We start from the raw sequence: 25956 nt of genomic DNA on the forward strand, positions 1-25956 counted from the left end.
GAGACAGAATATTACTTTCTCAATACGTTTACCAGCAGCGAGGCGACGGAAGTCACGATGCCGATAAAGGAGAACCAGATGGTCGTGGAGCTTCCGATACCGGAACTCTTGGCCTTCACACTGTTCGGCTCAACATAGAGTATGTCGTTCTGCTGCAGATAATAATAAGGTGAATTGATGAGGTTGGCGTCATTCAGATTCAGCCGGTAATGATGCTTCTCACCCATCGCATCCTCCCGGATCAGCATGACGTTGTTGCGCTTTCCATAGATGGTCATGTCGCCGGCCTGCGCCAGCGCCTCCATCACACTGATCTTCTCCGTGGAGACCGGAAACACGCCGGGGTGGGTAACCTCACCGATGACCGTGATGCGGTAGCTGCTCATGCGGACCGTCACGATGGGGTTCTCTGTACGTGCCAGATAAGGCTGGATCTTGCTCTTGATCAGATCCTCGCACTCCGTCTTGGTCAGACCGCTGACGTGTATCTTCCCGATGACGGGGAAATTGATGAAACCGGAATTGTCTACCAGATAGCCTTGCAGCGAGCCGCCGCTGCTGCTGATCTGCTTGCCGCCGCTCAACTGGTTGCGCACCTGCAGGTTGAAAGGAACGGAAGCATCGGGATCGGTCGTGTTTACCGTAATCGTCAGCTCGTCCTTCGGCATGATGCGCGCATCGTACAGACCACGTGAGGCAGCCAGGCTGACAGAGTCAATATTCGTGTAGTAAGGCACGTCCTTACTTGAGCCACAGCCGGCCATGGCCATCATCATAGCCGTAACTATGACAGAAAAGATGATCTTTTTCATTTAAACAAATAACGTGTAGTCTTCTATCAACATTAATTTTAGCAGGAATGACGGGGGCCATGAACAGGATCCATGCGCTCCGTTTCACCGCCGCGACATATCCTCTGCAAAAATACGATTATTTTTTGAGAACCACAAATGATTGCCTTTTTTTCTTTCAGATACCAACAAAGGGACTATTCCGGCAGGTGACACGACTGTGGCGGACAGCCCCTCCCCCTGCAGGGTATGTCCGCCGAGAAAGTCCGGCGGCATAGAGCCACAGAACAGGCGTTCTCGTACGCAGAGCCGGAGAGGGACAGGAAAGAAAGATGCACCGGCTACCTTGCAAACTACATAGAAGAACCTTGCCGGTATGGAAAGGCAGGGGTATCTTTGCAGCGAACAAAACATACGATTATGGAAACAAAACACCAGAACATCCCGGCAGGATGGGCAGTCTGCTTTCTGGCCGGATGCAGACGAAAGCAAGAGTGTCTCCGCTATCAGGCGGGGCTGAACCTGCCCGACGACGTGGAGACCCGTGAGGCGGTCGTACCGTCAGTACTGAAAAAAGAACGATGCCCGAGGTTCTTGAAGACAGAGACCGAACACGTCGCCTATGGGTTCACCCGCATCTTCTATGATGTAAAGAGCAGGCACATTGCCGATATGCGCAGTGCCATCAGGGCATATCTTGGCGGACGAGGCACTTACTACCGCTATCTGCATGGGGAACAGGCATTGATGCCGGAACAGCAACAATGGATCAGGCAGCTGTTCGCCGACTACGGCTACCCCGGGAAGGTAGAGTTCGACCGCTACGAAGACCAGCCCCGGTTGTATGCCACAGACAGCTGACCGGCACAGGAGGTCTGGGAACCGGACTCCCGACGGCCGGGAATCCTGTTCCCAACGGCCGGGAATCCTGTTCCCAGCCGGTTGGGAACAACCGTCCCGGCAGGCCGGGCTGTTCTCCCGGGCGTACATCTATCTGCAGACCTGCCGAGAAGGCAGGAGTCTGCGACGAAATTGTAATGAGTTTTCGTTCCGTTGGACTCTGCTTATCTTTCAGTACCCTCTACACACCAACATAATGCACAGCTACGGAAAAAAAGGGTGATTTTCCCGGTTTCTCCCCTGCCTCCCCTTTGCATAGAAAGAAAATCAGAATGGCATCATCAGGATTTCCGTCAAGAATTTTACCTTTTGAAAAGCCGGCTCTTCATTCCGAAAAGAATAAGGGAATAAGACAATAAGATACATCCATTAACACACCCGACACGTTCATAGACAAATCATCCGTATTCGCCTATAATTAAAAAAGGTAAATATTTGCATATATGACGATAAAAAACTTGCATAAATCTTTGGAGTTCAGAAGAAATCACTTAACTTTGCTGTGTAAAGAAGAAAAAAGGAGGATTAAGACATTTGAAAAGAAAGAAATAGATTGCTAACCGTCCTGCTATTTGCCCCGAAACAGACACGTCGTCTAACGGGGGGAGAGTTTCCAAGCTAACTATAACATCTAAAAATCAGGCTTATGACGGAGATTTCACTGATCGCATTTGATGCAGACGACACGCTGTGGGGTAGCCAGACCTACTATGACACGGTGGAAAAAGTGTACTGTGAGATCCTTGCCCCTTACGCTTCGGCCGACAAGGTGTCCCACGCTCTCCGCACCACTGAAAAGGCTAACATACCACTCCTTGGATACGGAAGCAAGGCTTTCTTGCTCTCACTAATAGAGAATGCAGTCAACATCAGTCACGGAAAGATAAATGGTGGAGAGATCGGGCAGGTCATCGAACTGGGCAAGGAATTGCTGCGGCTCCCCGGCCATCCGTTCGACGGCGTAAAGACGACGCTGGAGAAGCTGCGGAAGACCGGCAGGTACCGTATGGTCGTGTTTACCAAAGGGGAACTGCTGGACCAGGAGAACAAGTTCCGGCGTTCAGGACTGCGTCCCTACTTTGACGACATCGTCATCGTGACGGACAAGACACCGGATGCCTACCAGCGGCTCTGCAGGCAGTACCATGCCAAGACGGGCCAGCTGCTGACCGTGGGCAATTCATTTGCAGCAGACGTCGACCCTGTACTGAAGATCGGCGGATGGGCTGTACACATACCATATCACATAAAGCATGATGAGGAGGAACGGAAATATGTACACCCGAGACTGCTGCGCATCGCCAAGTTCTCCGACCTGACGAAATACCTGTATCCTGTCCCGCATTTCATCGATGCGAGCCAGCTGTCTTGACCGAAGGCGGGTGTGCCGGACAGGCTGATGACAAGCTATCAGCCTGATGTCCGACACACCCGCATCCGGTTTAACGGGAGGTTGGAAATCCTCTCCGGCGGACTTCCCTTTTGCAGGAAAGCCGACAAGAAGCAAAGAACCGGCGGCTTGCCTCGGCACAGGGACGCCGATATAGGACTACGGCAGACCCTAAGGTTTCCGCACCGGTCTGTCGCTGGCCGGGAGACCGTCAACCCTCTGTAACTATTTGCTTCAATGCGGCATCTTCACCTTTTTCTTTCCAGTTGCATAAACCCGCTATGCACGTTCAAGAAGAAATAAGCACGGAATCAGCCCGCCTGAAAAACAAAAAACATCAAAGGAGTTTTTCAGAACCTGCCTTACCGGGACTGCCCTTTATTCATAGACGAAACTGAACACCTTTTCGGCCGTCAGCGTATTCCCGACGAAACAGGCTTTTCTGGCTATATATTCGAACTTCTTGCGCTGCTTTTCGTCAAAGGCAGCTTTCAGATGGAAGGTGATGGGGATACGTGTGACGGTGAAGGCCTCCATGTCTTCCTCGCACTCGCCTACCTCGGCATAGCAGCCGGCAAAATCGACACCGCTCCGTTCGGCCTGCAGCCCTATGAGCGTCAGCACACAGGCCGCCAGCGCATTGCCCAACAGCTCCACGGGTGTCTGGTTCTCGCCCAGACCGCCCACCGCCTTGCCGGCATCGGTCTTAACGGTTACCGCCGACCGTACATGGTCAGCCTCGACTCTTCCTTTTCCCTGATAAATCGCTTTCGTGATGGTCATAATCGTAATGCTTTAGGTTGTTGGTTATTGTTTTCTTCCGGATTCCAGAGGACAGGCTTCCTCCAGAACCGACTGGGCAAATTTACATAAAATAACCGACTTCCAAGCATGTCAGACACCCAAAAAACAAAAAAAATACTGCCCCATGACAAATGCAGCCGACGACGACAGACCGCTCTGCTGGCGGAGGGTTTCCACGATGTCCAGACCGTAGACAGACCGGCGACAGACACACCTGTGTGCTGCAAAAAGGATTCTTGACACACGGCATTTGCTATTTCACCAACTTTTTATTAACTTTGCAAGCAAATTAGCTAATTGTATGGGATTATTCGGTTTATTCGGCAAAAAGAAAAAGGAGACACTTGACAAGGGACTTGAAAAGACCAAACAGAACGTCTTTTCCAAACTTGCACGTGCGGTGGCGGGAAAGTCAAAGGTGGATGATGAGGTTCTGGATGATCTGGAGGAAATCCTCGTCACGTCAGACGTGGGCGTTGACACCACCATCAAGATCATCCACCGTATCGAAGAGCGTGTGGCAAGAGACAAGTATGTATCGACCAACGAGCTGAATGACATCCTGAAAAGCGAGATCACGGCACTGCTCACCGAAAACAACACAGGCAGCAATTCCGACTGGGTGCTGCCAGAACATGCCCATCCCTATGTGATTCTCGTCGTCGGCGTCAATGGCGTCGGCAAGACGACGACCATCGGCAAACTTGCCTATCAGTTCAAGCAGGCCGGGAAAAAGGTCTACCTCGGAGCGGCTGACACCTTCCGTGCGGCTGCCGTCGAACAGATACAGATATGGGGCGACCGTGTGGGAGTCCCTGTCATAAAGCAGCAGATGGGAGCCGACCCGGCGAGCGTGGCTTTCGACACGCTGCAGAGCGCCAAGGCGAACGGAGCGGACGTCGTCATCATCGACACCGCCGGGCGACTGCACAACAAGATAGGCCTGATGAACGAGCTGAAGAAGATCAAGGACGTAATGAAGAAAGTTGTCCCTGACGCTCCGCACGAGGTGCTGCTGGTACTGGACGGAAGTACAGGACAGAATGCCTTTGAACAGGCAAGACAGTTCGCTGCCGTAACACAGATCACCTCACTCGCCATCACCAAACTTGACGGAACGGCAAAGGGCGGCGTTGTCATCGGCATCAGCGATCAGCTGAAAGTTCCCGTCAAATACATCGGATTGGGCGAGGGGATGGAAGACCTGCAGCTCTTTGACAAGGCGCAGTTCGTCGACAGCCTCTTCAAGTAACGATGAGGGGGAAGGTCGGGAAGGAAGGGACAGACCGGCTGTCGCCGTTCGTCCGTCTCCCAATATTCAACACACACGAATGAAGAAGAACCAGATAGACATCGTAACCATGGGCTGCTCGAAGAATCTTGTCGATTCAGAGCTTATCATGAAGCAGTTCGAGGCCAACGGCTACCATTGTACACACGATACGAAACATCCGCAAGGAGAGATTGCGGTCATCAACACCTGCGGTTTCATTGAGGCGGCCAAGGAAGAGAGCATCAACACGATCCTCGAATTTGCAAACCGGAAGAAGAACGGACAGCTCAACAGGCTCTACGTCATGGGATGCCTCTCCCAGCGATACAAGGACGAACTGGAGGCAGAGCTTCCGGAGGTGGACAAGTTCTACGGAAAGTTCAATTACAAGCAGCTGCTGACCGACCTCGGCAAGGCCGATGTACCGGCCTGCAATGGCGTCCGCCACCTCACGACACCAGGCCACTATGCCTACGTGAAGATTGCCGAGGGCTGTGACCGCCACTGTGCCTACTGTGCCATCCCGCTGATTACAGGCCGGCACCATTCGCGGTCTCTTGAGGATATACTGGATGAAGTGAGGCGGCTTGTAGGACAAGGCGTGAAAGAGTTTCAGATCATCGAGCAGGAACTGACTTACTACGGTGTCGATCTCGACGGAAAACATCATATCACAGAACTGATTTCACGCATGGCAGACATAGAGGGCGTGGAATGGATCCGCCTTCATTATGCCTATCCCAATCAGTTCCCGCTGGATCTTCTCGACGTAATCGCCGGGAAGCCGAATGTCTGCAAATACCTGGACATTGCCTTCCAGCACATTTCCGACCACATGCTTGAACGCATGCACCGCCATGTCACCAGGCAGGAGACACTGGACCTGATAGCCGAGATACGGCGACGGGTACCCGGCATCCACCTCCGCACCACCCTGCTGGTGGGCTTTCCGGGCGAGACCGAAGAGGATTTCGAGGAGTTGAAGGCATTTGTCAGGGAGACCCGCTTCGAGCGGATGGGGGCTTTTGCCTATTCTGAAGAGGAAGGAACGTACAGTGCGACCCATTACCAGGATGATGTCCCAGAGAAGGTCAAACAGCAGCGACTGGATGAACTGATGGAAATCCAGCAGGGAATATCAGAGGAACTGGAAAGCGAAAAGGTCGGCGGCATATTCAAGGTCATCATCGACCGCAGAGAAGGCGACTACTACATCGGACGCACGGAGTTCTGTTCGCCCGAAGTGGATCCGGAGGTTCTCGTTCCCGCAAAAGGAAAGGCACTGCACATCGGCAGGTTTTATGATGTCCGCATCACAGGCTCTGACGAATTCGACCTCTTCGGCGAGATTGTCTGAAAGGAAATCACAGTCTGAAGGCATGCGGAAAGGATGAGACCGGGACATGCGGACCTTGTCCTTCGGAGCACCGACTTTGGAAGGTGACAACGGTCAGAAGCAATAAGTAAATGAAGGGTAAAGAAGAATGAATAACAAGGAATTCATAGCCGAGTTGGCCTCAAGGACAGGCTATACACAGGACGAAAGCCAGAGAATGGTGAAGTCTGTCATCGAACTGATGGGCAGATCCTTCGAGGCAGGCGACCCCGTCTCTGTCTCCGGATTCGGTACGTTTGAAGTCAAGAAACGGCTGGAGAGGGTAATGGTTAACCCCTCTACGGGACAGCGTATGCTTGTTCCTCCCAAGCTCGTGCTCAATTTCAAGCCTGCTGCAAACATCAAAGGACAAGTAAGGAGAGGAGGAACTGAAAATGGGTAAGACGGGAATACAGATGATAACGGGTGCGCTGGCCAAGCAGTACAAGCTGTCAGCATCCGACGCTTCGGTCTTTGTGGATTCGGTTTTTGCCATCATAAGCTCCGAGCTCAAAGATGGCAGACCGGTGAAGGTCAAGGGTCTCGGCACCTTCAAGATACAATCCGTGAAACCCCGGGAGAGCGTCAATGTCAACACGGGCGAGCGCGTTCTCATAAAGGGGCATGACAAGATTACCTTCACTCCGGATGCGGCAATGAAGGAACTTGTGAACAAACCCTTCTCCCAGTTTGAGACAGTTGTCATCAACGACGGTGTCGACACGGAGACGCTGGAAAGGATCCCGGCAGATGAGGCGAAGGGGAACCCTTCAGAAACCATTCCGACGAAGTCGTCCGGCACAGAAGCCGGGAAACAGAAGGACAACGGAAATATCCACGAGGAAGACTCTGTACAAGCTATCAAGAAACAGACCGGGAATAGTTCCGCAGAGTCCGGAAAAGTGTCTGCTTCCATAGAAGAGAAACTTACGGAAAAGGCCGAAAGGAAACCTGATGCCGAGACAGAGAACAGTTCTGCCATAAAGGAGGCAGAACAACCCGTAACAGACGACGAGCCGACACACATCGGGAAGGACAGGAACGAAGAAGATAAAATGAATGTTGAAGAGGAAAAGTCCTCTTCCGTCCGCCGTTCGCCAGAGCCGGGGAAGCTGCAAAGCCAACCTGTCCGGACAGTAACCGAGACCGAAGAAGAAAACGACAGCGATGTTGAAGGGTCGACAAACAACATGCTGAAAATCGTTGCACTGGCGGCCTTCATAGTCATTGTCTTTCTGGGCGGATTCCTCTGGGTCAGGTTTGGCAGGACGAAGCCGGGCAGACAGACTGCCGTCATGGAACAGAAGGAAGATACGTCCGGCAACAAGACGGCAATGGCTGCCAGAACCGTACCGGCTGACACCGTTACGACAGCAGCCAGGGAATCTCATGTCCCGACAGCCGCCGGAAAAGAAGAGACGGATTCCTTTGCTGCAATGAACAGCGATCGCCGGATCCGTTATGGGGCCTACAACATTGTAGGCATCGACAGGATCGTCGTGCTGAGGAAAGGACAGACCATGAAGAGTTATAGCCGGAAGACACTCGGTGCAGACATGGTCGGCTACTTCCAGGTACTTAATAAGCGAAACACAATGCAGGCCGGCGACACCATGAAAGTCCCCAAAGTAGAGCTGCGTCCGGAGTACAGGAAATAGGCTGTCTTCTCCCTCTTCCGTTGCACTTGATTTCTATTTATCCCGCAGGCCCTCATCAACGACTGATTGCTTCCGGCCATTCATCGGTCGGACACCGATCCCTCTCTTCAAACCGAAACCGCACCGAAATGATGGTCAAGAAATTTAATGAAATGGAATTTGGTAGAACCGAATTAAATCCGTAACTTTGCAGCCGCATAATGGTTCCGTAGCTCAGTTGGATTAGAGCAACAGCCTTCTAAGCTGTGGGTCTTGGGTTCGAACCCCAACGGAATCACAGCGCATTGAGTAGGAGTAAAACGAAGCTGTTTGACTCCTACTTTTATTTTCAACCTTTTACACCGCCATACCGTTCCGCATACGGCAGTTCTTGTTTTGAGTACCATTCGAGACATTGTCCATCAAAATGACAGACCTGCCTTGCATGATGATTTGTCCGTTAGGGAAAGGTTTGCTGACAGCAGCTTTCAGATTTCACCTCACGAAGCCTCACCCAGTTGTTCTCGCATGACTCCCGCTGTCCGTACTTGCTCGGAACTTGAAAATCAGGCAGTGCTCATGCCGAGCATGCAACAAAAACAGGGACGCACCCTTTCGTACGTCCCTGAGTAACTGACTGACAATCCTTCTCTACGGCCCGGGGAGCTCCCCGGTGTCTTACAACGACATTTCGCAGAGACATCCCATAGGCAGACTTCTTACCAATGGTTCTTCCGTCATAAACACAGACACCAGTTGGGCAGAGAGTATAGTTTTCATATAAGTGACCTAAAACGCCCTTCTGCTGGCTTCCTAATTCTGGGCGAACAGCCACTATATGCTTCTTGAAAAGAGTGTTGCAGGCTGTACGACCGAGGGAAGAGGCAGAGTATGCCGTAGAAAGCACAAGACGCCAGAAGCCGACAGCATCTTATCGTGACGATATGCCTACATGGAATTTACAGGACACACCTAAAGTTTCTCCATGAACCATTCAGCAACCTGACGCAACAGATGGTTGCGTGTGTTGCCACCATAGATAGAGTGGTTGCGGTTCGTATAATAATTCTCCTTGAAGTCCTTGTCTGCCTGAACCAGTGCCTCAGAATATTCAAAACTATTCTGTGGATGAACATTGTCATCGGCCATGCCATGGCAGATCAGCAGTCTGCCGTGCAGCTTCCCGGCACGGTTGATGGGATTGACGGCGTAACCGGAAGCATTCTCCTGCGGTGTACGCATATACCGTTCCGTATAGACGGAATCATAGAACCGCCAGTCGGTCGGCGGTGCAATGGCTACGCCTACCTTGAACACATCACGTCCCTCGCTCATGCTCATCAGCGTGTTGAAGCCGCCGAAGCTCCAGCCCCAGATACCGATACGTTCCGCATCGACATACGTCTGTCTGCCCAGCCACAGGGCCGTCTCCACCTGGTCCTTCGACTCAAGATCGCCGAGCTTCAGATAAGTACACTTTTCAAACTCCGCACCCCTCGCACCTGTTCCGCGGCCGTCCACTGTCACTACGATGTAGCCTTTCTGTGCCAGGTAATAATCGAACATACCGCCGTTGCCCATCGAACCGACACCCCAGCTGTCAACCACCTGCTGGCTGCCCGGGCCGCTGTACTGGTGCATGATGACCGGATACTTCTTCTTTGCATCGAATCCGGCGGGTTTCACCATCCATCCGTTGAGCTTCACTCCCTCGGATGTCGTAAATGTAAAGAACTCGACACCGCCGTTGCCATACTTCGCAAGTTTCGTCTGCAGTTCGTCATTGTTCAGCACTTCGCGTACCTCCTTGCCCTTGTTGTCATAGATAGCATAGACGTAAGGATGATTACGGTCGCTCCATGTATTGAGGAAGTATCTGTAATCACCGGAGAACGCAGCGGCATTCCAGCCTGCATGGGCAGAAAGGCAAGTCAGCCTGCCGGACTTGTCGGCGACATAGACCTCCCGCTGCATCGGCTTGCGGGCAGCTGCCTGGAAGTAGGTGTTGCCGGTCTTGTCATCATATCCATAGATTTCCGTCACGTCATAGTCGCCCTTGTCTATCTGGCGCAGGAGCTTTCCTTCTTTGCTGTATAGATAAAGGTGCATATAGCCGTCACGGTCGGAAGGCAGCAGAATGTAATCTTTCATGATTCTGATGCCTTCCATCGCTTCTTCCTTCACATACTTGGGCACACGCTCCCTGATCAGCAGCCGGCACGCTCCTGTCTTGGGATTAACGGCATAGAGATTCAGTTCGTCCTGATGGCGGTTCATCGTATAGAGAATGATCCTGTCTGCATCAGCGGTCGTCTTGATGCGCGGGATATAACCATCCGCTGCCAAAGGCAGGTCGTACTTGCGCACACTGCCGTCGCCTAACGAATACGCCCATGCGCTTACCTGTGAATTGTCCTCGCCGGCTTTCGGATACTTGTAGCTGTATTCTCCAGGATAAGTCCCATACTTATTGAATGCAGGATGCGAGCCTTTGAAAAGCTGCAGGGAATAGGTCTTCACCTTGCTTTCATCGTACCTGATCCAGCTCAGCGTCCTGCTGTCAGCGCTCCATGCAAGTGCGTTGTTAAAGCCGAACTCCTCCTCGTTCACCCAGTCGGGCAGACCGTTGATGACCTTGTTGAACGCACCGTCAGCGGTGACCTGTCTGACATTCTCGCCATCCGTGATGTAGATGTTGTTCTTATGGACGTATGCAATCTGCCGCCCGTCAGGCGAAAAAACAGGTATCTGTTCTGCCCCTTCTTTTGAAAGTTTCTTCAGTTGTTTCGTCTTCACTTCATAGAGATAGAAGTCTGCCGTAAACGAACGGCGATAGATGCGGTTGGTATTTGTCTGCAACAGCAGCCGGCATCCATCGGCCGAAATCTGATAGTCATCAAAAAACTTGAGCTGCCCGTCCTTGACATCGGAAAGGTCGAAGATGACACCGGTCGGTTTACCTGTTCTGAAGGAATACTTCACCACCTGCCGGCCGTCGGCCGACACCTGTGCATATTCCGAAGTACCTTTCAGAGGATTGACACCCGAGATACGTTTCGCCCAGAATACGCCGCTGGTGATGTCTTTCAGTGAAATCGGCTCTCCTGCCATCAGCTGGAGAGCTGTCAGCATAGCAGCACACATAAGGATTGTTCTTTTCATAAATTCAAGTTTTAACATCGCAAAAGTATAAAATAATCCGTAAATTTGCAAAAGAATGGAACAATATTATCGTGACTTCGGGAACTGGCTCCGCACCCAGTTTCCTTTCAGAGTACAGAAAATATCGGTCAATGCCGGCTTCACCTGTCCGAACCGGGACGGAAGGAGCGGGTACGGCGGCTGCATCTACTGCAACAACCAGACCTTCAATCCGGCCTACTGCGACAACGGAAAGAGCATTACACAGCAGCTTGAAGACGGCAAGCGGTTCTTCTCCGGAAAATACCCGGACATGAAATACCTTGCTTATTTCCAAGCCTATACCAACACTTACGGAAGAAACAACCGCCTCAAGGGCCTCTACGAGGAAGCACTTGCCGTGGAGGATGTCGTCGGACTCGTCATCGGCACACGGCCCGACTGCATCAATGACACCCTCTTAGACTATTTTGAAGAACTCAACCGCCGCACATTCCTCATCGTTGAATATGGCGTGGAAACCTGCAACGACGGTACACTGCGCCTCATCAACCGTGGACACGACTTCGCCTGTGCCCGCCAGGCTATAGAAAAGACCGCCCACCGCGGCATCCGTACCGGTGCGCATATCATCCTCGGTCTGCCCGGTGAAGATGCAGAAGAGAGTCTCCGGCAGGCGCCAATCATTTCTTCTCTCCCCCTGACGACGCTGAAAATCCACCAGTTGCAGATCATCCGGGGTACGCGCCTTGCGAAAATGTATGCTGACCATCCCTTTCATCTTTACACCGTTGAGGAATATATCCGGCTCATTGCCGCCTACATCCGTCTGCTCCGCCCCGACCTCGTACTCGAGCGCTTCGTCAGCCAGAGCCCTGCCGACCTGCTCATTGCGCCCAGATGGGGGCTGAAGAACTATGAGTTTACCCACCGCCTGCACAATTATCTGAAAGGAATGCGGACAACACATGAATACGGACAATGTATAAAGGAAGACCGAACACAGACCGAATAACGGAAGAACAGACGAAGCCATCAACGACTATGACATTCTGTCCCATTCGCCTGACACGATGTCACACGAAGGCCAAAGGCACAGGATTTGAGTGACAGACAATATAAAATAAAAAAACGAATACACTTCGACGCCTATAACCATAAGGCTGAAGAAAATATAGAAAGGAGACTGAAGAATGACATTTGAGAAATTTACAATTAAAGCACAGGAGGCTGTCCAGAGTGCGGTGAACACCGCACAGCGCAACGGGCAGCAGACCATAGAGCCGCTGCACCTGCTTGCCGGCGTGATGGACAAGGGAAAGGATGTGACCAACTACGTCTTCCAGAAGCTGGGGGTGAACGCACAGACCGTAGAGAATGCCGTCCAGAGCGAGATGAGCCATCTGCCGAAAGTATCGGGCGGTGAACCTTATTTCTCCTCTGAAGCCAATCAGGTGATGCAGCGCACGTTGGACATCTCACAGAAGATGGGCGACGAGTTCGTCAGTATCGAGCCGATGCTGCTGGCACTGCTGGCGGTCAACTCAACGGCAAGCCGGATTCTGAAAGATGCCGGATGTGCAGAGAAAGAGATGACGGCAGCTATCAACGACCTGAGACAGGGGCAGAAGGTACAGACGCAGAGCGGTGACGAGAACTACCAGTCGCTGCAGAAATTTGCCCGCAACCTTGTCGAGGATGCCCGGGCAGGAAAGCTCGATCCGGTAATCGGCCGTGACGAGGAGATCCGCCGTGTACTGCAGATACTTTCCCGCCGCACGAAGAACAACCCGATTCTCATCGGTGAACCGGGCACAGGAAAGACGGCTATCGTCGAAGGACTTGCCGAAAGAATCGTCCGCGGCGACGTACCGGAAAACCTGAAGGACAAGCAGCTCTACTCGCTGGATATGGGGGCGATGCTCGCCGGAGCAAAATACAAAGGTGAGTTTGAGGAGCGGCTGAAGAGCGTCATCAAGGAGGTGACGAAGGCCGAAGGCAACATCATCCTCTTCATTGATGAAATCCACACGCTGGTCGGTGCAGGCGGCGGCGAGGGTGCCATGGATGCCGCCAACATCCTGAAGCCGGCTCTGGCACGTGGCGAACTGAGGGCCATCGGTGCGACAACATTGAACGAGTACCAGAAATACTTCGAGAAGGACAAGGCCCTGGAGCGTCGTTTCCAGACTGTCATGGTGGATGAGCCGGACGAGCTGGATGCTATCTCCATCCTCCGCGGACTGAAGGAACGCTACGAGAACCACCACAAGGTACGTATCCAGGACGATGCCTGCATTGCGGCCGTGAAGCTCTCAGAGCGTTACATCTCCGACCGTTTCCTGCCCGACAAGGCCATCGACCTGATGGACGAGGCAGCTGCCAAGCTGCGCATGGAGCGCGATTCCGTGCCCGAGGAACTGGACGAGATAACCCGCCGGCTGAAACAGCTCGAGATTGAGCGTGAGGCCATCAAGCGGGAAGACGACACCGAGAAGATCGCACAGCTCGACAAGGAGATTGCCGAACTCAGGGAACAGGAGCACAGCTTCCGTGCAAAATGGGAAGGCGAACGTGCCCTGGTGAACAAGATTCAGCAGGACAAGCAGGAGATGGAGAACCTCAAGTATGAGGCCGACCGCGCCGAGCGTGAGGGCAACTACGAGCGTGTCGCTGAGATCCGCTATTCGAGGCTGAAACAGCTGGAAGACGACATCAAGAACATCCAGCAGCAGCTGCAGACCACGCAGGGCGGACAGGCCATGGTGCGTGAGGAGGTTACCGAGGACGACATCGCCGAGGTGGTAAGCCGCTGGACGGGCATTCCTGTCACGAAGATGCTGCAGAGCGAAAAGGACAAGCTGCTCCATCTGGAGGACGAACTCCACAAGCGTGTCATCGGACAGGACGAGGCCATCACGGCCGTGGCAGATGCCGTGCGCCGTTCACGTGCCGGCCTGCAGGATCCGAAGAAACCTATCGCATCGTTCATCTTCCTCGGAACTACAGGTACAGGTAAGACCGAACTGGCAAAGGCATTGGCTGACTATCTTTTCAACGACGAGTCGATGATGACGCGGATTGACATGAGCGAGTATCAGGAGAAATTCAGCGTCACACGCCTCATCGGTGCGCCTCCGGGGTACGTAGGCTACGATGAAGGAGGCCAGCTGACCGAGGCCGTACGCCGCAAACCTTACTCGGTCGTGCTCTTCGACGAGATAGAAAAGGCGCATCCCGACGTGTTCAACATCCTATTGCAGGTACTGGACGACGGACGGCTGACGGACAACAAGGGCCGGACGGTGAACTTCAAGAACACGATTATCATCATGACCTCCAATCTGGGGTCGCAGTATATCCAGCAGCAGTTCGAGAATCTCACCGATTCCAACCGTGAGGAAGTCATCGACAAGGCGAGGACTGCCGTAATGGAAATGTTGAAGAAGACCATCCGTCCGGAGTTCCTCAACCGTATCGACGAGACCATCATGTTCCTACCGCTGACAAAGGAGCAGATCGGAGGTGTCGTACGGCTGCAGCTGGAGCGTGTGAAGGCTATGCTCGAACCACAGGGCATCAACCTCCAGTGGACCGACCCTGCCATCGGCTATCTGGCCGGAGTAGGCTACGATCCGGAGTTCGGCGCACGTCCCGTCAAGCGGGCTATCCAACGGTATGTGCTGAACGACCTCAGCAAGTCTCTGCTTTCAGGCAGTGTCAACCGTGACAAGCCGGTCATCATCGACTGCTTCGGTGAGGGACTGATCTTCAGGAACTAAGCATTCACAGCATCCTCTTCCCAAGGTGGGAGAGGTACCGAAAGCAGAGAACAGAGCCATATAGTAAAATCATACAAGACAAAGCGGGAGAAGTCCGGAATGGACTTCTCCCGCTTTGTCTATATGGGGTGGGACGTCTTCTAATACTTATAATCCTTTGCCAGCCCGCCTGCACTCGTCTCTTTGTACAGTGACGGAATGTCGTGCCCGGTCTGCTTCATCACCTCCACTACCCGATCGAACGACACGCGGTGGTGCCCGTCGCTGAACGAGGCATACAGCTGTGCATCCAAGGCACGGCAGGCAGCAAAAGCATTGCGCTCTATACAGGGAATCTGCACCAGACCGCAGACGGGGTCGCAGGTCATGCCCAGATGGTGTTCAAGTCCCATCTCCGCAGCATACTCAATCTGTGAGGGCGTACCGCCGAACAACTGGCAGGAGGCGGCCGATGCCATGGCACAGGCCACACCGACCTCGCCCTGACAGCCTACCTCCGCACCGGAAATCGACGCATTGTACTTCACGACATTGCCGAAGAGACCGGCCGTCGCCAGAGCGTGCAGTATTTTCGTCTCGGAGAACTCGTGTCCCTTCGCCAGATGATAGAGGACTGCCGGCACGACCCCGCAGGCCCCGCAGGTGGGAGCTGTGACGATTGTCCCGCCCGAGGCATTCTCCTCGCTGACAGCCAATGCGTATGCGTAAACCATCCCACGGCTCTGCAGGGACGGCTTGTAACCGCGTGCCCTTATGTAGTAAGTAGGGGCTTTGCGTGCGAGGTTCAACGGTCCGGGCAATGCACCCTCACTGTCAAGACCACGCTCGACAGCCGCCTGCATGGCATGCCACACCTCACGCAGATAATCCCAGAAATCATCGGTCTCGCATTGCTTCACATATTCCCAGTAGCCCCGCCCATGATGTTCGCACCAGGACTGGATGTCCTTGAGCGTGTGCAGGCCGTATACAGAATCCTGATGGAAACAGTCGTCTGTAGCCTTTCCCTCCGACAGAGCACCGCCGCCGACGCTGTAGACCGTCCATTCGTCTTCTATTTTCTGATGGCTATCATACGCACGGAACACCATGCCGTTTGGATGATAAGGCAGGAACACCTCCGGTTCCCATTTGATTTCCACCGGGGCTACCGGCTTCAACACGTCGATGACGGCCTTGTCCGTCATGTGTCCCCTGCCCGTAGCAGCCAGACTTCCATACAGTGTCACCTCGAAACGCGCTGCCTCCGGATGACGGCCGGCGAAGATGACGGCGGCCCGCTGCGGCCCCATCGTATGGCTGCTCGACGGTCCTTTTCCTATTCTGAATATTTCTCTCAGTGATTCCATACCGGTTTACCCTTCAATACCTCTTTTACTCTATTGTGCTGCAAAATTACGAAAAAAACCGCAACGAGACGGTATACGACACATAAATTATCAGGCAGACATTTAAGGGGAAACCTTTCACCATCGCAACTTTTTCAGTAACTTTGCAGCCATCATTTCATAGCTACCAACAGTGAAAACAATGGAAAAAGAAGACCATATCGACCGTGCGCTGGTTTTCATGGAAAATCTCGAGAAGCTCAGCGAGCAGTTACGCAACGCGCAGCAGCAGCTGATATTGACGATGGAGCACATGCTGGCAATAGAACAGAACCACCAGACGGACACGGATGAGTACCGTGAGCAGGAAAGGCACTGCAGAAATCTTCATGCAATAGTCGACAAGTGGCAGCCGGTCTATGAGGAGAAGATGGAGATGCTGAAAGAGGTCAAAAGAGCAGCCGGGAAATAAACAGACAATATATGGAGAAAGAGAAGAAGAAAGACAAGGGCGGCATGATGAGCGTCATTGCAGCCCTGGGTGCCAACGTACTGGTAGCCATATCGAAGTTCGTGGGATTTGCGGTCTCCGGGTCAGCCGCCATGCTGAACGAATCGATCCACAGCATCGTGGACTGCGGCAATGAGCTGCTCCTGCTGGTGGGCAATCGGCAGGCAGAAGCGAAAATCAGCGAACGGCATCCGTTCGGGCAGGCACGGGCGAAGTATTTTTACAGCATGGTCGTCGCCATGATGCTCTTCTTCGCCGGCGGCGCGCTGGGCATCATGGAAGCGGCACAGAAGCTGTTCCATCCGGAGCACAGCGTGGAGAACACATGGCTGGTCATGGCGATTCTCCTCTTCGGACTGATGGTGGAAAGTGCCAGCCTGCACGTCGCTTTCAAGGAAATAAAGGAGCTGAACAAAGACCGACTTCCGCTCTGCCGGTTTCTGCGGGAGAGCCGTCACAGCGAAATCCTCATCATCTTCGCCGAAGACAGCTGCGCCGTCGTCGGTCTGCTGATAGCTCTGGCAGGCACGCTCCTGAGCCATTTCACAGGTAATCCGTTCTACGATGCACTGTCGGGCGTGCTGATCGGCGTACTGCTCTGTGCGGCGGCACTTCTCCTTGCGCGCGAGTTCTACAGTCTGCTCATCGGCGAGAGTGTCACGGAGAAAGACCTGGCCCGACTCAAAGGCTCGTTCGACCGGCCGGAAGTCGACCGGCTCATCAACATCAAGACCATCCATCTGAGTCCTACGGACATCCTCGTCACGGCAAAGATTGACGTGAGAGACGAGTACGAGACCCGGACACCCGACCTGATCAACGACATTGAAAGACATATACGTGCGTCCTTCCCGGCCTACAACATCTATATCTATATTGAAACGGATAAGTACCGGAAAGATTACAAGAGATGAGAACAAAAGGTTTCTTCCGTCAAATGCGTGGATGCTTTTCACATAGCTTTAACGGGAGAACCGAAGTGATCCATTCAACAAAGACATGACCAAGACCGTCCTGGCTGTATTTTCTATCATCATCATCCGATACAAAAGCCCTTTCAATTTAACACGTTGAAAACGCAGATATGATTTTGAAAAACCATTACATAATTTCAAACAAATCATCTGCAAATAAAAAGAATACGTGTAAAAAGCAAGTCTGTAACAAGCAGTCAATCAGTTGGTTATTAATCCGCTCGTAAAAGGTGCCTGATTGGACTTCAAAAGGGCGTTAATAACACGCTAAGAGAGCACCTGTTGCAGGTCAATCAGGCATCTTTTAGAAGCCGGAAGAGCATGTGTTGCTTTGGACTGCATGAAAATGGTTTACAAACAGCGATGATATGAGAATAAGTTGTCTGTAGAAGACGGAAAGAAATGCTGATGGACAGACATCGTGTCTATTTGCCTTTCCTGCATCTTATCTTTCAGTTTATCCTCCTTTGTAAGATCATCTGATTTTGGACAGCCACGCCCTGCAAGTGCATAAGCCTTTATTCTCCAATCTACGCATTTAACGGAAGAACCAACAAAAGCCACAAGCCGGGAAGCATAAAGAAAAAGAGACCGCCATAATGACGGCGCAGCAGGGAGAGGACAGCCGGGAGAGAATACCTTATTGACCCTCTGAAATAAAAATGGCAATGGAAACCTATTCATCAAGTTTCCATTGCCATTTCTTCATGTCTACACATCCGTTCGGACGGAAAGTGATGCCCTCCGCTTCCAACAGGAGGCGCTGCTCCGGCCAGCCGGGAGCTATTCGGCCGACACTGTTGACGACCCTGTGACAGGGTACCCCTGCGCCTACCACAGTCCCATGCAGCACTCTCCCGACCAGACGGGCATGATCGGGACAGCCCACAAGCCAGGCCACCTGCCCATAGCTAAGTACATTTCCACGGGGAATAGAGGCCACAACACTATATACCTCCTTGCGGAACAAAGCAATGTCTACTGCCATCGGTATACCGGGAATCGGAGGGAGTCAAAGGGACTGATCCGATACAGCGGACTCGATTTCCCGCTTATATCATCTGCTGTTGCCAGATCGGAAGGGGCATAGGATGAATTTCATCACCTGCCGCCGTCCGCCATAACGCATCCATCACTACCTCATTTTCAAATCCATACAGACGGCACCGGAGCCATCTGCAAGTACGGGTTTAGAGTTCTGCTTCGACGGCCTTCCGTACCTCTTTGAGGTCGACTGTCGGCTCGAAGCGGGCTACCACCTCGCCGTTACGATTGATGAGGAACTTGGTGAAGTTCCACTGAATATCATTCTGCTTGCGCGGCTCCGTATTCGCCTTGTTGTACAGATCCTCCATGATGGCAGCCAACTTCGCCTCATAAGCACCGCCGGCATACCCCTTCTCACTCTTCAGCCATGTATAGAGGGGCAGCTCGTTCGCACCGTTCACCTCGCTTTTCTTGAACTGCGGGAAGTCCGCACCGAACTTCATCGTACAGAACTCATGGATTTCCTCATCCGTACCGGGAGCCTGATGGCCGAACTGGTCGCAGGGAATATCGAGAATTTCCAGCCCCTTGTCCTTCAGGCTGTGGTACATAGCCTCCAGGTCTTCATACTGCGGGGTAAACCCACAACCGGTTGCGGTATTGACAATCAACAGCACTTTGCCTTTGTATGTCTCGAGACTTACTTCATTGCCTTTCTTGTCCTTCAGATTGAAATCGTAAACTGTTGCCATAATTCTTTTCCTTGTTTAATTCTAATAGTGTTTTCTTATCATCCAAATTTCCAACAGAACCGTTCCTATACCGAACCTACATCCAGACACAGAGCATTCATGCCCTGAATGCTGCACAGATTCGTACATAGTAATTATTCCAATTTCTGTTTGATGCTGCAAAGATAGGACAAAGTCATTACACCGCTGACGATTACGGTCAGATTTAACATCATTTCGCAGCAGATCTCAATTTACACCATCACTGTTAAGCCGACTTAACAGTCTGTCCGTTTCCTGCAATTGCGGAAGCCGGAACTGCCTGACTGCACATCCGCCCGTCACTTTCTGGACAATATAGAAGATAAAGAAAAACGCCCGGGATTCCGACAGGATACCCGGGCGTTATGGTATTTGAGAAACTCAAAGGATGCTGCCACTATGCTGCGGCTGCAATCCACTCATATACGAAGCTGCATACACCGAAAAGGAGAATGCCGGCCATGCAGACTGCCAAAGCGAACTTGGTGTTGCAGTCGCTTCTGAAGGCCGGCAGCGGATTGTCGGTGCGGACAATGTACATCGCCTTGACAATCTTCAGATAGTAGTAGAGTGAGATGACGGTGTTGATCAGTGCGATGAAGACCACGGCGTATGCCCATGCGCCCATCGTCGTGTTGATGTCTGCTCCGTTGACACCTGACATGAATACGAAGAACTTGGAGAACATACCTGCAAACGGAGGAATACCGCCGAGTGAGAACATGGCCAGCGTCATCAGGAAACTGAGACGCGGATTGGTCCGGTAGAAGCCGTTATAGTCGCTGATATTGGTCTTTCCGCCATTGTTCTGCTCTACGACAGAAATGATCGTGAAGACCGCCATGTTGGCCACGACGTAAATCAGGACATAGTAGCTCAAGGCAGTGACCGAGTTCGCCCAGTCGTTGCCGATGGCTGCCAGCATGATATAGCCGGCCTGCGAAATGGAACTGAAAGCCATGAACCGCTTCAACTCGCTCTGCCGTACAGCAAAGAGATTGGCGACGGTAATAGACAGAACGACTACGATCATCAGCAGTACATGCCAGTAGGCCATGATGCCGCCGAAGACATGAAATAGGATGCTCAACAGCGTGAACGCCGCCGCTCCCTTAGAGATAACACTCAGGTAACCCGTGATGGTTGTCGGTGCTCCCTGATAGGTGTCTGCTGTCCAGAAGTGGAACGGAACAAGGGAAATCTTGAAACCGAGACCGCTGAAGAAGAAGACAAGCCCCATGACCGTCAATGGTGTCGCCTGCATCTTTGCAGCAACATCAGAGAAGTAGAGCGTCCCGAACTCGCCGTACAGGAAGCTGATGCCATAGAGCATCACACCGCTTGAAAAGGTTGCCGTCAAAATGAATTTGGCAGCCGCCTCGGCAGAGTTGTTGCGATACATATCAAAAGCCACCATACATGCCAACGGTACGGACGCCATCTCCAGTCCAAGGAAGAACATGAGGAAACTGCCTGCACTCATCATGGCAAACATACCGAGGAGTGTAGAGACTATGAGCATATAGAACTCTGCTTCCTTCCCGCTCTTGCCTGCCCAGACACGGCTCTGCAGAACAACGATGAACGTTCCCAGAGAAAGAATCGCCTTCATGACATTGACGGCAGAAGACGTAACGTACATACCGCCGAACGCCGTCTGTGCTTCCATCGGAAGCAGGCATACGAACGTATTGAGCAAAAGGAGCACAGAAGCCAGCGGATTGAACCACCTGCGCTCTTCAGTCTTTGCCGTTGCGAAGTCGGCAACGAACAAAACTATCAGGATGGCAACGAGACTTGCCTCCGGAATCATCTTAAAGAAATCACTATAATTCATTTCGCCAGTTTGTTAAAGATTACCCAGTGTTGGTACATATGCGATGATATGGTCGAAGATAGGATGAACGGCATCGATGATCATGTTCTCGAAGAAGAGCGGACAAAGTCCCAGCCCTGCAACGCAGAAAATCAAGGCGCCGACGGCAAAGCGTTCGTCCCATGTGGCATCATGCAGCTCATAGAACTTCTTGTTAGGTATCGCCTGGAAGAGAATCTTTCCGACAACGCGGAGGATGTAGACCGCCGTGATGACGATGGCCGTACAGGAAATGATGGTGGCCACACGATGGAACATGCCGGCATTCTCGAATGAACCGACGAAGATGGTCATCTCGGCAACGAAACCGGAGAAGCCCGGCAGACCGAGGTTGGCAAGACCCGCAACGACGTATGACACGGCGAGGAACGGAATGACCTTCATCAGACCGCCGAGGTAGCGGACATCACGTGTTCCGGCACGGTGGTAGATCATACCGATGCAGGCGAAGAACAGGGCTGTCATCAGACCGTGAGAGAGCATCTGCAGGATGGCTCCCGTAATGGCGGTCTGGGTCATCATCAGCAATGCGAAGAGCACCATGCCGCAATGGGACACTGATGAGTAGGCGTTGATATACTTCAAGTCGGTCTGCACACAGGCAGAAAGCGCACCATAGACGACAGAGATCGTCGTCAGCACGAGGAATACCGGTGCCCATGTCTGCAACGCATCCGGCATCAGGAACATGGCGATACGCAGACAGCCGTAGCCGCCGAGCTTCATCAGCACGCCCGCATGGAGCATGGAAACAGCCGTCGGGGCAGAAGCATGACCGTCAGGAGACCATGTGTGGAACGGGAACAGCGCGCCGAGCACGCCGAAGCCGATGAAGACAAAGGGGAAAAAGATGTTCTGAACATTCTTCGGCATGGCGTGCATACGTGCCAGCTCGGTGACATCCATCGTAGTGGCACCGCTGAAATAATAGATGCCGAGAATACCGAGAATCAGCAGTGCCGAACCGCCCATCAGCATCAGGGTAAGCTTCATGGCCGAATATTCCTTCGGGCCTGTTCCCCATACGCCGATGAGAAGATACATCGGGATAAGGGCCACCTCATAGAACATGAACATCGTGAACATATCCGTAGAGATAAAGAAGCCGAACACGCCGGAAGCAAGAAGGACAAACCAGAGGAAGTACTCCTTCTTCATCGGTTCGAGCTGCCAGCTGGCGAACGTTCCTGTGAAAACAATGACTGCTGAAAGCAGAATCATGACGACAGAAATCCCGTCTACACCTACCGAGAAGGCAATGTTCAGCGGTTTGAACCACATTACGGAGTTCGCCAGCAGCATCGCATCATGATTACCTGCGTTGCGCTGCTGGACAAAATAGACAGTCAGCCAGATGGCACCTACCAGAAGTGCCGTAGAGCCGGCCACCATCACACCGCGTACCTGATTATCGTTCTTGGCAACCCAAAGGCCGCAGAGCATCAGGACGGGGATAATTACAAATACAGTTAATATCCAACTCATTTCTTTAAATCAAGCAAAGTAATACCAATGTTAATGCTACTGTACCGGTGATGAACCATACGGCATACTGGCGGACATCGCCACTCTGCCAGGAACGGATGGACTCTCCGGCCTCCTGCGTACCCCAGGCCATGAAATTGAATGTACCGTCGATGACGTGGCGGTCGAACCAGGCGATGGGAATGGAGAAACAGCGGAACACGATCTTGTGTGTGAAGAACTGCCAGGCATCATCAATATAGAATCTGTTGAGGGCAGCCTTGTGCAGGCGTGGGAATGTACGCTGCAAGGCATCAGCAACAGGCTGCTGCTTGCCGGCATACATCCAGGTGGCAAGCGCAATGCCGATGACAGCCGCAATGATACTGGTCGTGGCAATGCTCCAGTCGATGTGGATGTCATAGTTCAGTCCGTTGGCACTGACAAAGTGGCCGAATGGAATCCAGCCCGCACAGACTGAAACGGCTGCGAGGAATACCAGAGGTCCCCACATGACGAAAGGAACTTCCTGCGGACGACGGCGGTTCTCGGGATCCTGCTCGTAATATGAGCTTCCCCAGAAGATGACATAGTAAAGCCGGAACATATAGAATGCTGTCATACCGGCCACGATGGTCATGATCCATTTCAACGCCTGACCTTCAACACCCGGCAGCGCATTGCAGGCGGAGATGATCTCATCCTTCGAGAAGAAGCCTGCAAAAGGAGGAATGCCGGCGATTGCCAGGCAGCCGATCAGGAAACAGATGTTGGTGATCGGCATGTACTTGTGCAGCCCGCCCATATACTCCTTGAAGTTGCTGCCGATGATGACAATAATGGCACCGGAGCAGAGGAAGAGCAACGCCTTGAACATGGCATGGGTGAAGAGGTGGAACATGGCTGCCATATAACCGAGGCCGCCATGATGGAGATACTCGGCACTGTTGAACGAACCGTTCCTGCTGTCATAGAAGCAGACACCCAGTGCAACAAGCATATAGGCAATCTGCGAGATGGTAGAGAAAGCCAGACCCCGCTTGATGTCACGCTGTGTGCAGGCTACCGCAGCGGCATAGAAGGCGGTGAACGCCGCAATCCACGCAATCCAGTGAAGCTGTTCCTGCGCACCGAACTGTACGTAGATCGGCAGCAGTGAAGCGACCTGGAACACACCGGCAACGACCATGGTGGCCGCATGAATCAAGGCAGAAACCGGCGTCGGACCCTCCATGGCATCCGGCAGCCAGATGTGCAGCGGGAACATGGCCGACTTACCGGCACCACCGATGAACATCAGGAAAAGTGCCGTCGGCAGTACCCAGGCAAGTGCCGGATTAGCGGCCAGTGCCGTCAGCTTTCCGACAAGACCGGGATTGACATTGAGGTCGTAGTTGAATGTTCCTACATAGAAGCTGAAGAACAGGATACCGATCAGGAAGAACAGGTCAGCGAAACGTGTGACGATAAAAGCCTTCTTGCTGGCGTGTACCGCCGTATGCTTCGGATAATAGAAGCCGATCAGCAGATAAGAGCATACACCCACCAGCTCCCAGAACAAATACATCTGGAAGATATTGGTAGCCACCACGAGTCCGAGCATGGACATCGTGAAAAGCGACAGGTAAGCATAGAAACGCTGGAAGCCGTGCTCATACTCCTCGAACTTATAGTGCTCATCCCGTTCGGCCATATAACCGAACGAATAGATGTGGACCATGAAGCTGACGGTGGTAATGACAATCAGCATCATCACACTGATAGGCGAAAGGCGCAAGCCAATATTGAAGGTCAACAGCTCTGTAAACTTCAGCCAGGTGAGGTTGAAAGTCGTAACAGTCGGGTACACACCACTTGCCAGACGGCCGTCAGTCACGCTGAAGGTCTCGCCCATAGCCGCATATTCGCCGGTATAGAAGAAATAGCGATAAGCGGTATAAAGGCTGAGCGCAAACAGCATACCCACCACACAGGTGCCGATGATACCGGCGACCTTGCGAGGCATCTTCATTCCGAACAATCCGAGTACAATCGCACTCAGGAACGGGAGAAGAAGTATCAAAAATGCGTAGTCAAACATATTTGTTTTCTCTTTATAATTTCATATTTTCAATACTGTTCACCTGATCGCTGTGGAAATGACGGTAAACATTGATGATAATAGCGAGTGCAACAGCCGACTCGGCCGCGCTTACACCGATGGAGAAGAGCGTAAAGAACAGCCCCTCGTAGCCGTCAGGGAAAAGCAGACGGTTGAACGCGGCGAAATTGATGTCCACGCTATTGAGAATTAACTCTACGGAGATCAGCATTGCAACGAGGTTGCGACGGGTTACGAAGCCGAATACTCCGATGAAGAACAGCAGTCCGCTAAGGACAAAGAAATATCCTACTGGTATCATTTGCTTTCCTCCTTTTTCTTATGGTTCAAAATAACGAGACCGCCGATGATGCAGGCCAGAAGGAATACGGAAATGAACTCGAACGGGAGCACATACCCGTATTTGTCGGCACTCATCAAGGTCTGTCCGACAGTATCCATCGTCAGTTCCCTGCTTAGGCTGTCCCCTTCCACGACAGTATTGCGGATAAGTTCGTTCTTCAGAAGAACAACGACCACCGTCGCGAATCCCGCCAAGGCGATAAAGGCAGCAAGGATAGTGCGCTTGCCCAGCCAACGTTCAGAGAGTCCCTGCAATGTTCGCTTGCTCACCAGTTGGATCGCGAAGATGTACATCATGGTGATACCGCCAGCATAAATGCTGATCTGTACTGCACCCAGGAAAGTATAATCGAGCAGGAAATAGAGACCTGCAACGCCAAAGAGCACAAACAGCAATGCTGTCGCCGCCCGCATGATACGCTTCGTCGACACGCAGAACACGGCGGAAGCCAGTATTACCACGGCGAGAACCGCAAACATAATCAATCTTGCCATATCTCTACCTCT

General features: G+C 52.4%; 21 protein-coding genes and 1 tRNA gene. 11 read left to right on the forward strand and 11 right to left on the reverse strand.

The genetic code is table 11. The features are described from left to right. Nucleotides 1–11: 11 nt before the first annotated feature. Nucleotides 12–812, reverse strand: a complete 801-nt coding sequence (locus J4864_RS02440; RefSeq protein WP_211814469.1) for a polysaccharide biosynthesis/export family protein — start codon at nt 810–812, stop codon at nt 12–14. A 399-nt stretch (nt 813–1211) separates the two neighbouring features. Here J4864_RS02440 and J4864_RS02445 point away from each other — a divergent pair, with 399 nt between their 5' ends. Next, nucleotides 1212–1652, forward strand: a complete 441-nt coding sequence (locus J4864_RS02445; RefSeq protein WP_211814470.1) for a DUF6078 family protein — start codon at nt 1212–1214, stop codon at nt 1650–1652. A 685-nt stretch (nt 1653–2337) separates the two neighbouring features. Further along, on the forward strand, nt 2338–3063 hold the full coding sequence (locus J4864_RS02450) for an HAD family hydrolase (RefSeq protein WP_211814471.1): 726 nt from the start codon (nt 2338–2340) through the stop codon (nt 3061–3063). A 396-nt stretch (nt 3064–3459) separates the two neighbouring features. Here the strand turns inward: J4864_RS02450 and J4864_RS02455 are convergent, their stop codons facing one another. After that, a complete protein-coding gene (locus J4864_RS02455) occupies nt 3460–3864 on the reverse strand; it encodes an OsmC family protein (RefSeq protein WP_007368613.1) in 405 nt (134 codons plus the stop codon). Nucleotides 3865–4186: 322 nt separating this feature from the next. Between J4864_RS02455 and ftsY the strand changes: the two genes are divergently transcribed. From ftsY to J4864_RS02480, 5 genes are all read left to right on the forward strand, one after another. Then, entirely contained in the window at nt 4187–5137 is a 951-nt protein-coding gene (gene ftsY, locus J4864_RS02460) for a signal recognition particle-docking protein FtsY (protein ID WP_007368614.1), read from the forward strand. 79 nt (nt 5138–5216) lie between these two features. Continuing rightward, nucleotides 5217–6515, forward strand: coding sequence for a 30S ribosomal protein S12 methylthiotransferase RimO (rimO, locus tag J4864_RS02465; RefSeq protein WP_211814472.1), 1299 nt, complete (start codon nt 5217–5219; stop codon nt 6513–6515). A gap of 127 nt (nt 6516–6642) precedes the next feature. Then, nucleotides 6643–6936 carry an HU family DNA-binding protein gene (locus J4864_RS02470; protein WP_211814473.1) on the forward strand — a complete coding sequence of 98 codons (294 nt, stop codon included), beginning with the start codon at nt 6643–6645 and terminating at the stop codon, nt 6934–6936. Further along, nucleotides 6929–8191: an HU family DNA-binding protein gene (locus J4864_RS02475; RefSeq protein WP_211814474.1), complete on the forward strand. Its 1263-nt coding sequence runs from the start codon at nt 6929–6931 to the stop codon at nt 8189–8191. The genes J4864_RS02470 and J4864_RS02475 overlap by 8 nt, the downstream gene beginning before the upstream one ends. 202 nt (nt 8192–8393) lie before the next feature. Then, nucleotides 8394–8468 (forward strand) — tRNA-Arg (locus J4864_RS02480). A gap of 674 nt (nt 8469–9142) precedes the next feature. On the opposite strand, the gene J4864_RS02485 is transcribed toward J4864_RS02480, so the two are convergent. Then, nucleotides 9143–11332, reverse strand: a complete 2190-nt coding sequence (locus tag J4864_RS02485) for a S9 family peptidase (protein ID WP_246479422.1) — start codon at nt 11330–11332, stop codon at nt 9143–9145. Between the two features lie 55 nt (nt 11333–11387). Here J4864_RS02485 and J4864_RS02490 point away from each other — a divergent pair, with 55 nt between their 5' ends. Together J4864_RS02490 and clpB are read left to right on the forward strand one after the other, a co-directional pair. Further along, nucleotides 11388–12326 (forward strand): tRNA modification radical SAM protein MnmL/YtqA, encoded by a 939-nt coding sequence (locus J4864_RS02490; RefSeq protein ID WP_211814475.1) that lies wholly within the window; start codon nt 11388–11390, stop codon nt 12324–12326. A 178-nt stretch (nt 12327–12504) separates the two neighbouring features. Further along, nucleotides 12505–15093: an ATP-dependent chaperone ClpB gene (clpB, locus tag J4864_RS02495; RefSeq protein ID WP_211814476.1), complete on the forward strand. Its 2589-nt coding sequence runs from the start codon at nt 12505–12507 to the stop codon at nt 15091–15093. 140 nt (nt 15094–15233) lie between these two features. Here clpB and J4864_RS02500 read toward each other — a convergent pair whose 3' ends face one another. Beyond that, the gene (locus J4864_RS02500) at nt 15234–16442 is read right to left on the reverse strand and encodes an L-serine ammonia-lyase (protein WP_211814477.1); all 1209 of its coding nucleotides are present in this window, start codon (nt 16440–16442) and stop codon (nt 15234–15236) included. Nucleotides 16443–16623: 181 nt separating this feature from the next. Between J4864_RS02500 and J4864_RS02505 the strand changes: the two genes are divergently transcribed. Together J4864_RS02505 and J4864_RS02510 are read left to right on the forward strand one after the other, a co-directional pair. Further along, nucleotides 16624–16893 carry a hypothetical protein gene (locus tag J4864_RS02505; RefSeq protein WP_211814478.1) on the forward strand — a complete coding sequence of 90 codons (270 nt, stop codon included), beginning with the start codon at nt 16624–16626 and terminating at the stop codon, nt 16891–16893. A gap of 11 nt (nt 16894–16904) precedes the next feature. Next, the gene (locus tag J4864_RS02510; RefSeq protein WP_211814479.1) at nt 16905–17846 is read left to right on the forward strand and encodes a cation diffusion facilitator family transporter; all 942 of its coding nucleotides are present in this window, start codon (nt 16905–16907) and stop codon (nt 17844–17846) included. Between the two features lie 736 nt (nt 17847–18582). Here the strand turns inward: J4864_RS02510 and J4864_RS02515 are convergent. The 7 genes from J4864_RS02515 to J4864_RS02545 form a co-directional block, all read right to left on the reverse strand. Next, the gene (locus J4864_RS02515; protein WP_211814480.1) at nt 18583–18894 is read right to left on the reverse strand and encodes an MGMT family protein; all 312 of its coding nucleotides are present in this window, start codon (nt 18892–18894) and stop codon (nt 18583–18585) included. 202 nt (nt 18895–19096) lie between these two features. Next, nucleotides 19097–19645 carry a glutathione peroxidase gene (locus tag J4864_RS02520; RefSeq protein ID WP_211814481.1) on the reverse strand — a complete coding sequence of 183 codons (549 nt, stop codon included), beginning with the start codon at nt 19643–19645 and terminating at the stop codon, nt 19097–19099. Between the two features lie 418 nt (nt 19646–20063). Further along, nucleotides 20064–21503 carry an NADH-quinone oxidoreductase subunit N gene (locus tag J4864_RS02525; RefSeq protein ID WP_211814482.1) on the reverse strand — a complete coding sequence of 480 codons (1440 nt, stop codon included), beginning with the start codon at nt 21501–21503 and terminating at the stop codon, nt 20064–20066. 12 nt (nt 21504–21515) lie between these two features. Next, nucleotides 21516–23027 carry a complex I subunit 4 family protein gene (locus tag J4864_RS02530; RefSeq protein ID WP_211814483.1) on the reverse strand — a complete coding sequence of 504 codons (1512 nt, stop codon included), beginning with the start codon at nt 23025–23027 and terminating at the stop codon, nt 21516–21518. 4 nt (nt 23028–23031) lie between these two features. Continuing rightward, the gene (locus J4864_RS02535; protein ID WP_211814484.1) at nt 23032–25086 is read right to left on the reverse strand and encodes an NADH-quinone oxidoreductase subunit 5 family protein; all 2055 of its coding nucleotides are present in this window, start codon (nt 25084–25086) and stop codon (nt 23032–23034) included. Nucleotides 25087–25099: 13 nt separating this feature from the next. After that, complete coding sequence (gene nuoK / locus J4864_RS02540; RefSeq protein ID WP_007368630.1) at nt 25100–25408, reverse strand: NADH-quinone oxidoreductase subunit NuoK; 309 nt, start codon at nt 25406–25408, stop codon at nt 25100–25102. Next, nucleotides 25405–25944: an NADH-quinone oxidoreductase subunit J family protein gene (locus J4864_RS02545; protein WP_007368631.1), complete on the reverse strand. Its 540-nt coding sequence runs from the start codon at nt 25942–25944 to the stop codon at nt 25405–25407. Before J4864_RS02545 ends, nuoK begins: the two co-directional genes overlap by 4 nt. Nucleotides 25945–25956: the final 12 nt, after the last annotated feature.

This window comes from Prevotella multiformis (assembly GCF_018127985.1).
In the GTDB taxonomy this organism is placed as follows: Bacteria; Bacteroidota; Bacteroidia; order Bacteroidales; family Bacteroidaceae; genus Prevotella; species Prevotella multiformis.